The sequence below is a fragment of the Pseudoalteromonas sp. MMG033 genome, assembly GCF_057197785.1.
Window position 1 is genome coordinate 556,206 of sequence record NZ_JBXVAL010000002.1, and the last position, 13,310, is coordinate 569,515.

Here is a 13,310-nt window from a genome sequence, read left to right on the forward strand (position 1 = left end):
AGCAAAGTTTGACTTGAGCTTAGTCATTACAGATGGCCAACCAAGTATTTCTGGTCAGCTGAACTATGCACTGAGCTTGTTTGAAGCCGAGACTATTGAGCGACTATTGAGCTTGTATACACGCATACTCAAAGCCATGGTGAGTGGTAAATATAATCGACTAATTGATATACCACTCCTTTCAGAGCAAGAACAGCAGCAACTTTTAGTAGATTTCAATAATACATATTGCGAACAAAAAGAGCATAACGGCCTTCACTCTTTATTTGAAACTCAAGTCTTAGAGGTGCCAAACCAAGCCGCAGTAATATTTGGCTCTGAATCTATTAACTATTATGAATTAAACGAAAAAGCAAATCGTTTAGCTTGTAAGATACGGGACAACTATCACAATCAGCATTCTCAGCCGATGCCTGCACAAACCATTATTGGTTTGTATGTAGAGCGTAGTATTGACATGGTTGTGGGACTGCTAGCCATTTTGAAAGCTGGGGGGGCTTATGTTCCAATTTCAGCAGAGCTACCAGAGCAGCGTGTATCATTTATGCTATCTGATACTGCTACTCCTATGGTTTTAACCCAGACTATCCACCTAGAAAAGCTTAAAGAATTAACCTCTCAAATGGCACTGGAGCCCATATTAACAAGTATTGACGAGTGTGAGGGCGATTGCACAAATACCGATTTGACACTTCCTATACAAGGTAATGACTTAGCTTACGTTATTTATACCTCTGGTACGACGGGTAAACCTAAAGGTGTTTTGATTGAGCATCAAGGTATAATCAATACCATCACCGATAATGCAGACGCAATTTGCATAGATAGAGATAGTGTATTTTTCCAAAACACCTCACTAAATTTTGATGCCGCTACTTGGGTGATCTTTATTGCTCTAAGCAGAGGTGCGACATTGTGTTTGTCAGATAATTCGTCCGATTTATCTGAGCAAATAAACACACACAAAGTTACTCACCTGATGATGACTCCATCTATGTTGAAGTTACTTGATCCTGGTAATGTGCCCTACGTATCTCATGTCACTGTGGCAGGGGAGGCATGTGATGAGTCGCTCAAGCAGCAATGGGCTGATAACGTATGTTTTTACAACGCATACGGACCCACTGAATCTTCAATATGTGCAACGATAAAACAGTTGGATGTAACGGAGAAAGTAACCATTGGTGGGCCAATCAGTAATGTAAGTTTATATGTTCTTGATGAACAACAAAGGTTGGTACCAAATGGCGTCTCCGGAGAGTTGTACATAGGTGGCGCTGGTGTTGCTAGAGGATACCTCAACCTCAAAGAACTCACCGCATCAAAGTTTATAGAAAATCCATATTACGATGACACCATATTAGGATGTAGTGAACGTCTATATAGGACCGGAGATCTAGTCCGTTGGTCATCCAATAGAGAACTTGAATATATTGGCCGCATTGATGATCAAATAAAAATCAGAGGGTTTAGAGTTGAGCTGGATGAAATTACAAATGCTCTAACCTCATTGGAGGGAATAAAACAAGCAGTTGTATTTGACCTAGCAAGGCAAGACAACCAATTTTTAGTCGCTTACTTTGTCACTGACAAGAGCCAGTTGTTATCAATTGAGACTATTGAAAAGCAGTTACGCACATTTTTGCCAGATTATATGGTGCCAAGTAGTTTAATAGAAGTTGATAAAATTCCATTGACGGCGAATGGTAAGGTAGACAAAAAAGCGTTACCAGTTCCCGATGATGGCGCTTTACAAGGGGAGTATATTGCTCCAAATACGGAAACAGAGAAAGTTCTGGTAAGGATATGGTCTGAACTGTTGAACATCAAAGAGGACAACATTAGCACCACAGCAAACTTCTTTGCTTTAGGAGGACACTCGTTACTGACAATGAAGCTGGCTGATAAAGGAAAAAAGCACAAGTTATACATAGAAGCGAAAGATATATTTGAAACTAGCAACTTACAACAATTAGCAGAGCTAGTTGATGAAAATTTTGAGCTACGCAGACGAGTTTCTTTTGAAGTACCTGAAAACCTTATCCCTACAGGTTGTCAGCATATAACCCCGGAAATGCTGCCTTTAGTCCAATTAACTACTGAAGAGATTAACTATATAACCCAGCATGTTCCATATGGCATACAAAATATTGAAGACATTTATCCTCTAGGGCCTTTACAGACAGGTATATTTTACACACATCTTATGAGTAACAGCAGTGACCCTTATGTCACTCCGCTACTTTTTAATATGTTTACACTTGATGCAGTTCATTCATTTATTGAGGGTATAAAGTTTCTAGTTAAGCGTCACGATATACTCAGAACATTGATTCTTCATGAAAATTTGTCTGAGCCTGTGCAAGTTGTGTGTCGTGAAGTGTCGTTACCTGTCGAGTGGCTATCTTTGAATGATGACATTGATGTAAAAAGTGCCATGTTAGAGAAGTGCTTACCACAAAATCAGTGGATCGACTTAACACAAGCACCATTGATGCAAATACAAATCGCAAGCGATAATCAACAGGGTTGTCATTACGTACTATTCCAATTACATCACATGTTGGTCGACCATGTTGGGTTAGAAGTTATTCAACATGAGTTGAAGTATTTCTCCCAGGGTCAAACAGCTTCTCTGGCCGCCATTACCCCTTATCGCGATTTCATCGCGCATACCCAGCATTACTTTTCAGTTTCAAAGGCAGAGACTTATTTTAAAGAGATGTTAGGTGATATGGAAGAGCCCACATTGCCATTTGGTTTGGTAGACATACAGGCTAAAGCTGACGCCGTTGAAGAACTTCACGCAGATATCCCTGATGCAGTAGCTCTAAATATTCGCCAGCTATCACGACAACTTCAACTCAGTCCCGCGAGTATTTTTCATGCAGCCTATGCAATGGTTTTATCAGCATGCAGTGGTCATCAAGATGTTGTTTTTGGGACGGTCATGTCAGGACGTTTACAAGGCTTAGCAGGTGGAGAACAAATGCTAGGTGTATTTATTAATACACTGCCTATTCGTTTGCGATTAATGGATGTTACTGTTGAAAATTTTGTAGAAGAAGTACAAGCGTGTTTAAGAGACTTGTTAGCATATGAGCAAACTCCTTTATCGCTGGCGCAAAGTTGCAGTGCTTTGCCGAATAATACGCCATTATTTAGTGCAATGCTTAATTATCGCCATTCTGTAATACCTGTGCAGAGTGACGATAATAGTTCTGATGGTGCCTTGGATATGGAACTTGTGCATTGTCACGAACGTACGAACTACCCGTTCAACCTGAGTGTAAACGACTTCGGCGTTGATTTTTCAATGAGTTTGCAAGTTGATTCATCCATTGATCCTGAAAGGGTGATGGACTATATGCAAGTTGCTCTAAAATCTCTAACAGAGTGTTTATTATCGTCACCAGAGAGTAAAGTCTCATCTTTATCAGTACTACCAGAGTTAGAAAAACGCCACTTAATCGATACACTTAATGATACAGCAGTGGATTACCCTAAAGACAAATGCATCCAAGAGCTATTTGAATCGCACGCGAAAAATAACCCTGACAATATAGCTGTTGTATTTAAGAGTGAACAACTTACTTATCAAGAGCTGAATGAAAAAGCCAATCAACTTGCGCATCATTTGGTAGAAACACAAGGCGTAAAACCAGAAACCTTAGTGGGTATATGTGCTGAGAGAAGCCTTGAGATGATGATAGGGATATTAGGAATATTAAAAGCAGGGGGAGCTTATGTGCCCTTAGATCCTAGTTACCCACAGCAGCGTTTAGATTATATTATTAAAGATACTAATATCACTACAATTATCTGCCATGAGCAATCCTCCAATGTCCTCAATGAGTTTAATGGTCAAGTTGTAAATATTGATCGTGATAGCTTACTAGAAAACTATCCAACAGTTGATATAGACAAAGATATTATCGGATTAACGCCTAGTCATCTGGCGTATGTAATTTACACCTCGGGCACAACAGGTAAACCCAAAGGGGTGATGGTCCCACACCAAGGCGTTGTTTCTTTGCTTAAAGACACAGACTACGTCGACTTATCAAGCAAAGATGTATTTGTGCACATGTCATCGCCTAATTTTGATGCTGCAACCTTTGAGATATGGGGTGCATTACTGTATGGCGCTAAGTTAGTCGTCGTGCCATCTAAGGTGCCTCTCACAGTTGACTATGTCGAACAGCTCCTCACTGAACATGCTATTAGCGTACTTTGGCTAACTCGCACCTTGTTTGATACTTTGTATATAGAGTCACCAAATGTGTTTGGCAACTTGCGATACCTGTTAGTGGGTGGTGAAGCCCTTACACCGCATTTAATTGAACGTTTAGCGCTACAGGATGTTAGGCCTCAATACATTCTTAACGGGTATGGACCGACAGAAAGTACCACCTTCACTACGGTTCATCGCTGTGAAGGTAAACAGGGCAACTCGGTTCCAATAGGCAAACCCATTAATACCCGTACAGTGTATGTGCTGGATGAAAAGGGTAAGTTAGCCCCAATGGGTAGCCCTGGTGAACTTTACATTGGTGGTGCAGGTTTGGCACGCGGTTACTTAAATCGCCCTGAACTCACCGCACACAGCTTTGTCGATAATCCTTTTGCCAGTGAGGCGGATAAAGCCAAAGGCTATACCCGTTTATATCGAACCGGTGACATCGTTCGCTGGCTCCCTGATGGCGAATTGGTCTATATCAGTCGTACTGATGACCAAGTAAAGATCCGCGGACACCGTATCGAGCTAGGTGAAGTTGAAAGCGCGGTGAGTGCATTGGCCGGAGTACAACATGCCGCCGTTATCGTACGTAGCCAAGCGCAAAGTCATTACCTTGCGGCTTATGTGGTGCCACAAGCCGATGTCACGCTCTCGATTGAGGGGCTGCATGAACAGTTACGCCAGCAGTTACCTGATTACATGCTCCCAAGCAGCATCATGGAGATCCCGGGGATCCCACTGACAGTGAATGGGAAGTTGGACAAAGCAGCGCTGCCGGAGCCCGAACTGGTAGACAAAGCGCAGTACGTTGCCCCGAGAAATGACCTAGAGGCCAGCTTGTGTGATATATGGCAAACTGTCTTAGAATTAGAGCAAGTGGGTGTATACGATAATTTCTTCCATATTGGCGGCAATTCCATCACGGCGATTAAGCTTACTCAGCTTAGCCGCCGTACCTTAGGTGTCGATATTCCCTTAGCACAGTTATTTGAACATAAAACGGTGGCAGGGCTGGCAGCCAACTTAAGTGATGCGCCGCTCATCATCATTGAAAAGACGACCCTAACGCGGGTGCCTCTGTCTTTTGCCCAAGAGCGTTTACTGTTCATCGAGCAATACTCGGGTGGCTCAGATGCCTACCATATTCCGATGGTGGTCAAACTCGACCCAGCAGCACAACTGTCGCATTTAGAGACCGCGTTCAATCTCTTATTAGATAGACACCCAGTGTTAAAAACGGTCTATCTCCATGACGCGCATGATAATGCCTATCAAACGCCGCTTGCACAGTCGTTGTCACTGACATGGCAGTCATGTGCTGATGAGGCAGCCCTACATGCAGCATTGACCGAACGTATGTCAACGCCTTTTGATTTGACCGCACAATTGAGTCTCACGTTACAAGGCTATGAAGTTTCTGGCGCTCGATATCTCCTTATCATGTGGCATCACATTGCCTTTGATGGCTGGTCACTGGATATCTTTATGCAGGAACTGATGCAGTGTTACCAAGCTCTTTGTGACGGACAAACCGTTTCCTTACCAGCACAAGATATTCTCTATGCCGACTACGCGGCATGGCAACGCAGCTATTTGCAAGGGGAAACCCTTGAGCAGTTACAATCATACTGGCAACAACAGTTGGCTGAGGTTGAACCGCTCCGTTTGTATACAGACAAGATCAGGCCGCCAGTTCAGGATTTTAAAGGCCGAGATCACTACTTTAGTCTAGATAGCGAACTATCGGCGCAGCTACGTGCGCTGGCCAAAACACATGAAACAACCGTGTATACCGTGTTGTTAAGTGGTTTTTATCTGACATTATCGGCTTTATCTGGTCAACGAGACATCGTGGTAGGGACGCCTTCAGATAACCGACATCATGCACAGACGCAATCCTTAGTGGGCTTCTTTGTGAACTCCCTCGCACTGCGTACACACGTAGACCAAACACAACGCCTAGAAGACTTCATTGCACAAGTCCATGAGGTGGTCAGCGGTGCCAAAGTACACCAAGAGCTGCCTTTTGAGCAGGTGGTTGAACTTTTAGAGGTCGAGCGTGACCGTGCAAGACACCCAATTTATCAAGTGATGTTCAGTGTGCAGCGTTTTGGTGGTGAATTACTGACAGACAATACGCTGCCATTTGGAACCCTTTATCAGCTCGATGAAGAGAACGCATATAGTCCAGCTAAGTTTGATTTAAACTTAGTCATGACCGATGGGCAAGCCAGTATCGCAGGCCAGTTGAACTATGCAGTGAGCTTGTTCGACGTTGACAGTATCGAACGTGTTTTATGCATTTATAAGCGTGTACTGGCAGGCTTAGTTAATGGTCAATACAGTCAAATCTCAGATATTCCTATGTTGTCTAACTCCGAGAAAGATAACTTATTGAATATGTGGAATGACACAGACAATGCATACCCGCATGATCAGACACTGGCGGAATTGTTCAACGAACAAGTAAAGCTATACCCAGAAGCTATCGCTTTAGTCTATGAGCATCAGGAGCTTAGTTACCAAGCATTGGACGAAGCTTCTAACCGCCTAGCCCGAGAAATTAGAACTCAGTATTTAGCCTGTCATGGTCAACCATTGACAGCTGGCACCCTCATCGCTGTATACCAAGAGCGCAGCGTGAACATGGTGGTCAGTATTTTAGCGATACTCAAAGCCGGCGGTGCCTATGTGCCGTTATCGCCAGAATACCCTCATGCTCGCATTGAATATATTTTAGAAGATACGAACGCAGGGCTTATCATCACCGAATCGCACTATCAAACGCAACTGGCACAGTGGATAGACTGTGACAATATGGCATTGGTGTCAGCATCCGCGGCATGGTCATCAACGCATTCTACTGAGCCATTAGACTCATACAGCACCGCTCAAGATTTGGCGTATGTAATTTACACCTCGGGCACTACAGGTCAACCCAAAGGGGTGATGATCCCACACCAAGGTGTTGTTTCTTTACTGAAAGGCACTGATTACATTGATTTATCGAACACGGATGTTTTAGTGCATTTGTCATCGCCTAATTTTGATGCTGCAACCTTTGAGATATGGGGTGCATTACTGCATGGCGCTAAGTTAGTCGTCGTGCCATCTAAAGCGCCTCTCACTGTTGACTATGTCGAACAGCTCCTCACTGAACATGCTATTAGCGTACTTTGGCTAACTCGAACTTTGTTTGACACTTTGTATATAGAATCACCAAATGTGTTTGGCAGCTTGCGCTATCTGTTAGTGGGAGGTGAAGCCCTCACGCCGCATTTAATAGAACGTTTAGCGCTACAGGATGTTAGGCCTCAATACATTCTTAACGGATATGGACCAACAGAAAGTACCACCTTCACCACAGTTCATCGCTGTGAAGGTAAACAAGGCAACTCGGTTCCGATAGGCAAACCCATTAATACCCGTAAAGTGTATGTGCTGGATGAAAAGGGAGAGTTAGCTCCCGTCGGCAGTCCCGGTGAACTTTACATTGGTGGTGCAGGTCTGGCGCACGGGTACTTGAATCGCCCTGAACTCACTGCGCAGCGTTTTGTCGATAACCCTTTTGCCAGTCAAGCTGACAAAGCCAAAGGCTATACCCGTTTGTACAGAAGCGGTGATATTGTGCGCTGGCTACCCAGTGGAGAATTAGAGTATATCAGCCGTAATGATGACCAGGTTAAGATCCGTGGACATCGTATTGAGCTAGGTGAAGTTGAAAACGCGGTGAGTGCTTTAGATGGAGTACAACAGAGTGCGGTCATAGTGCGTCACCAAGCGCAAAGTCAGCATCTCGCGGCTTATGTTGTGCCACAAGCCGGTGTCACTCTCTCGATTGAAGAACTATACGAACAGTTACGCCAGCAGCTACCTGATTACATGCTTCCAAGCAGTATCATGGAAATTGAAGGGATCCCACTGACGCTGAATGGTAAGTTGGACAAAGCAGCTCTACCTGAGCACGAATTAGTGGATAAGGCTCAGTATGTTGCGCCAAGAAATGACTTAGAAGCTGGTTTGTGTGAAGTATGGAAAACCGTCTTAGAGTTAAAACAAGTAGGTATTTACGACAACTTCTTCAAAATTGGTGGGAATTCTATCTCAGCAATACGTGTTGTGAGTGCGTGTAAAAAATCATTAGGAATAGATTTTTCGGTTTCCGTACTTTTTGAATATCAAACTATTGCTGAGTTACACAGTTATGTAACTGAGAAAAATGAACAAGAAGTACAGCAGCTATCGCTCAGCAAGCACTTTTTATCAACGGATCGTGGGCTATTAGACCAAAGAGACCGCTATTTAATCGAAGCGCTAAACATTAAAAAGCAGGAACAAATATTCCCTGTAACAGCTACTCAAAGAGATTGGCTATTACACACATATACTCATCCTGGGGACGAAGCGTGGTGGGTAAATATGTTATTCAAGGTTAAACCTGTAGTAGCTGAAAAATCTGTTAATGGCGGACTATTAAATGCTTGGCATAGTACTGCAAAGTCGACCCCGGCACTACGTTCTAGGTTCCATATTGAGAACGATAGGGTATATCAGATAGTTACAGATGAACCAAATATCGAGCAGTATGAAGTAGACGTGCATGATTTTAACGAAGTTAATGAAGTAATCAAACAAAGGATGTCAGATGTGATAAACGTATCTACTTCTCCTTTGCTTCGTATATTTATTTTCAATACATCAAACAATGAGCAGTATCATGCATTTTTTGTTCATCATGCGATAGTTGATGGATGGAATTTATCTAAAATCGTACTAGAAACTTACAACACTCTATTTGGTTTTTCTAAAGAAGGAGACTCTGAAGTTAGTTCTGGTATCGATTATGTGAGATGGCAATTAAGCCAAGATCAAGAGAAAGCTTTAGATTTTTGGCAACATGAATTGAAGTCACTAGTTGATTCCACGCCATTTTATACCGGTCAAAGCTATATCAACCGAACCAGAGATAACGTTTGCCAGCCCGCTTTTTCATTAGGAATTAAACACTCACAAATGATTTATAGTGCTGCAAAGCGCTTATCAATTACACCTTATATTTTGATAGAGGCCGCTTGGGCAAAAACATTATCACTGCTGATTAATCAGACGACAGTGTATTTTTCAACAATTGATTCAGGGAGAAGTATAAACCTTAGTGATTTAGATACATTGACTTTTAATACCCTTACTGTTCTTCCAGTAAAAATCGATGTATCTCATGACGAGAATACTGATGATTTTGTTCGGTTACTTCATAAAAAAATGATTAAGCGACAGGGAAATGGGTATATAGATGTATCAAAAATAAACAAAAGCTATAAAAACTCAGGGTTTAGTTCACTCATTATCTATCAAAACAATGAGTTACTAGAATCAAACCCAGGGGATGCTTCAGGGCAAGATGACTTAATTGAGCTCTTAGATAAGTACGATCCGTGTCCTTACAAAATTAGTTTAGTAGTTCACCCACATGAAAACTTATCTGGCTTCTTTGAATATTTTACTACAGATATTAAGGAAGAAGATTTTAATAAAATAAAAACAACCTTTGAAAACGAATTAAAGAAATTAGCTGAGCACTTATCAGAAGTTAAAAATAAGGATTAATAATGAAAAATTTGATATTGAAGTTTGGTTTAGTCCAAGCAGGTGTTGCCGCAATAGGTGGTGTTATCGCTCCTATTATGTATTTAATGTTCATGGATAAAGGTCTTGGCTTAATTGAAATGGGATTACTATTGGCAGCCAGTACTTTATTTACTGTTATATTTGAAATTCCATTTGGATCGCTAGCTGATACCTTTGGAAGAAGAAAAACATTTCTGATCGGTGAGTGTACCTTGTTGCTCGTTATAATAGGTTTTACCTTCGTAGATAGATTTGAGGGACTACTATTAATAATGGCCTTGAATGGTATTTCAACAGCTTTATTCTCAGGAACCTTAGATGCGCTATTTGTCGAAAAATTTAATGCGGAAAAAGGTTCTGACTCACCGAACATAATGGAGGCACAGGCACAAGTTACATCATTTCAAGTGTTAGGTTTAGCTTTAGGTGCCGTACTAGCTGGGTTTTTACCTATATGGTTTGAGTTTATAAGTGAAGGGAATGACTTTATTGGATTCTATGAAGTTAACTTCTTCTTATTAATACCATTAGTTATCTTGCATATCTTTATGACTGTTAAATTTATTGATGAATCTGATGTAAAAAGAAGTAATAAATCTGTTTTTGATGGGATAAGTGAAGTTCTTAGTGAAGCAGGTAAACAAGTGGCGTCCAGCCCAATATTAAAGATATTATTTATTCTTGATTTTATGGGAGGAGCTGCATTTATATCTTTAGAGCAATTGTGGCAACCTATGCTAAGCGAGATTATTAATGATAAAAGCTCATCATGGATATTTGGTTTAGTTTTCGCAGCAAACTTTATTTGCTTGGCAGTTGGACAGGCTCTGTCTATTCCGTTAGCTAGATTATTCAAAAATAACTACGTCCCACTGTTAGTTATAATTAGTTTTATAATAGGCGGTTTATTTGTAGTTTTTTCAATTCAAGAAAGCTTATTCGGCTTTATCAGTGTTTATTTATTAATGTTCATGTTCTCTGGGATCACAGTTGCTCCTATTTTAGCCATGTTCCACGAAAACGTTGAGGAACAAAGCCGCTCTACGATGCTATCTATCAAATCTTTAGTGGCACAAGCAGGAGCATTCTTAGGAGCGCTTACAGCTGGCTTTGTTGCTGATAAATTCGGTCTGCCTGCGGCATGGCTTATAGCAGGTGGGATAGTTATAGCTTCCACACTCTTATACTTTGCACCATCAGTTATTAGCTTCTCTAAGCAATATGCTAAAAAGCTATCAGATGAGCAGAATGAACTAGGCGATGAAGCATCTGTAAATCAGCAAGCAGGATAAAAATAAAACTTGTCCATTTAATTTTTTAAATGGACATACACTATCAGTGTTTTACATGTTATATATAAAATAAAAACCCTGATTAACACGATATTTATTATAAATATATAAGCGATTGGTGGATTGAATGGACAATGCTACGCAGTTAAAAAAGAGAGTTAATCAACTAATTAATAACAATGAAATATCAACTCCCTGCCTAGTAATGGGGCTTGGATTAATTGATAAGCAATTTTCTTTGTTAAAAAAAGTTTTACCTAATGTAGAAGTCTACTATTCGGTAAAGTCAAATCCAGATCCTTTGGTGCTATCGCACCTAAGGCACTTGGGTTCAAGCTTCGAAGCGGCAAGCTTAGGTGAAATACAAAGGTGCTTTGAAATTGGTGGATTATCTACACAAGTCCACTTCGGGAACTCGATAAAAAAACGTGAGGAAATAGCACGCGCTTACGAATTGGGTATACGCTCATTTAGTGTAGACTCTGAACAAGAAGTGATGAAAGTTGCAGAAATGGCACCCGGTGCTCAAGTAATGGTACGTCTATCAACAAATGGTAAAGGTGCCGTATGGGGACTATCAAAAAAATTTGGTACTTCTGTAACTAGAGCGACAGAACTATTGAGATTAGCAAATAGCCTCGATCTAGTTCCTCATGGATTATCATTTCATGTAGGGTCACAGCAACAGAGTGCCGATGCTTGGGCTGATGCACTTAAAAATTGCGAATTAGTCGTTTCTGAACTTAAAAAAGACGGTATTAAACTGAATGCGATTAACCTAGGTGGAGGTCTGCCAGCCAATGGTTATATTAACCGTGATAGAGTAATGGATTTCGATTTAGTAAGTTATTTGGAGACGTTAAAAGCGCACATCGACAAATTTGAAGATAACTGCAAAAGTAAATTTAAATTTATGTTGGAGCCTGGGCGTTTTGTCGTCGCGAATACGGGGGTTGTAGTCAGTAAAGTGCTATTGAGAGCACAAAGGGAGTTTGACGGAAGAGTCGAAAACTGGGTTTATATGGATGTAGGAAAGTTTAATGGACTATATGAAGCAAGTGACATTCAATTACCTATTCATTTGTTAGATGATGTCAACCTACACTCCATGAAAGACACTACCCCCACAGTATTATCAGGCCCGAGCTGCGATAGCGATGACATGTTGTTACCACCGAATACGACCGTTGTACTTCCATCCTCACTCAAAGAGGGTGACCATTTATTATTTGCTTCCACAGGTGCTTATTCTAACAGTTATGCTACCCAAAATTTTAACGGCTTTAACCCGATAAGTGTTGTATGTGTCGATAGTAATGGCGAGCTCATCACGAAAGAAAATGCTGTAACCTATGGTGTTCATAAAATAGCCATTTAATTTGAGTTATTTTATTACTAATTTTTAAAGGATTTATTGAAGAGATTTTTATGAGTTATACAAATAGTCCCGTTGCTCTTTTAGATATATTTCTTGCTCCAAGAAACGTTTTTGAGCAACTTTGTAATATTAAGAAGTGGAGCTGGTTTGGGCTCTTAACGCTAATTATTCTAACAATTTTAAGTACAGCAATATTTTACTCTAACATGTCGCAAGATTGGCTTATTGAACAACAGTTGGCACATGCAGGAGAAATTTCACCATCCGAGATGGATGCTGTTGTTGATTTAATGAAACAAACCGCAGAACACTTCGCTCTGATTAGTAGTGTATCTGCAACAATTTTTATCTTATTTCTCAGCCTTATTATGGCAGGCTATATAAAACTAATCGCGAGTATTTCAAAAAATGTAAAAAGTAGTACTTTTGGAGACTGTTTTAGCCTAGTTGTTTGGACTTACATGCCATTATTAATCCATGCGCTGGGATTCATTTTCCTATTTTCTACCGCTAACGATACTGATTTACCAATCGTACTGCAGAATTATTCTTCTTTAAATCAGGTATTCTTCAACTTTTCACCTGACGAAAAGTTCTACAACATATCAGATAATTTCAACTTATTTTATATATGGTCAATTGGCTTAATGACTATTGGAATGAAGGTTTATTTAAAGCTATCGGTAATAAAGTCACTACTGATTTCTGTTTTACCCTATGTTCTTGTATTTGGCTCTTGGTTTTTCGTTGTAATGTAGTAAGGGTGTTTAAC

General features: G+C 40.7%; 4 protein-coding genes (1 of these 4 only partly in view). All 4 read left to right on the forward strand.

What is annotated here, in order from left to right:
• A protein-coding gene (locus AC2CZC_RS23640; protein ID WP_484585705.1) for an amino acid adenylation domain-containing protein crosses the window boundary here: on the forward strand, positions 1-9,847 show its 3' portion. 1,373 nt of this gene lie to the left of the window's left edge; only the last 9,847 of its 11,220 coding nucleotides appear in the window; the start codon falls outside the window, past its left edge; the stop codon is at positions 9,845-9,847.
• 2 nt (positions 9,848-9,849) lie between these two features.
• A complete protein-coding gene (locus AC2CZC_RS23645) occupies positions 9,850-11,160 on the forward strand; it encodes an MFS transporter (RefSeq protein ID WP_484585706.1) in 1,311 nt (436 codons plus the stop codon).
• 127 nt (positions 11,161-11,287) lie between these two features.
• Complete coding sequence (locus AC2CZC_RS23650; protein WP_484585707.1) at positions 11,288-12,538, forward strand: type III PLP-dependent enzyme; 1,251 nt, start codon at positions 11,288-11,290, stop codon at positions 12,536-12,538.
• Between the two features lie 50 nt (positions 12,539-12,588).
• Entirely contained in the window at positions 12,589-13,296 is a 708-nt protein-coding gene (locus AC2CZC_RS23655) for a YIP1 family protein (protein WP_484585708.1), read from the forward strand.
• Positions 13,297-13,310: the final 14 nt, after the last annotated feature.

Coding starts and splice junctions, on each gene's coding strand:
- AC2CZC_RS23645 (WP_484585706.1), top strand. CDS start 9,850: ATGAAAAATTTGATATTGAAGTTTGGTTTAGTCCAAGCAGGTGTTGCC.
- AC2CZC_RS23650 (WP_484585707.1), top strand. CDS start 11,288: ATGGACAATGCTACGCAGTTAAAAAAGAGAGTTAATCAACTAATTAAT.
- AC2CZC_RS23655 (WP_484585708.1), top strand. CDS start 12,589: ATGAGTTATACAAATAGTCCCGTTGCTCTTTTAGATATATTTCTTGCT.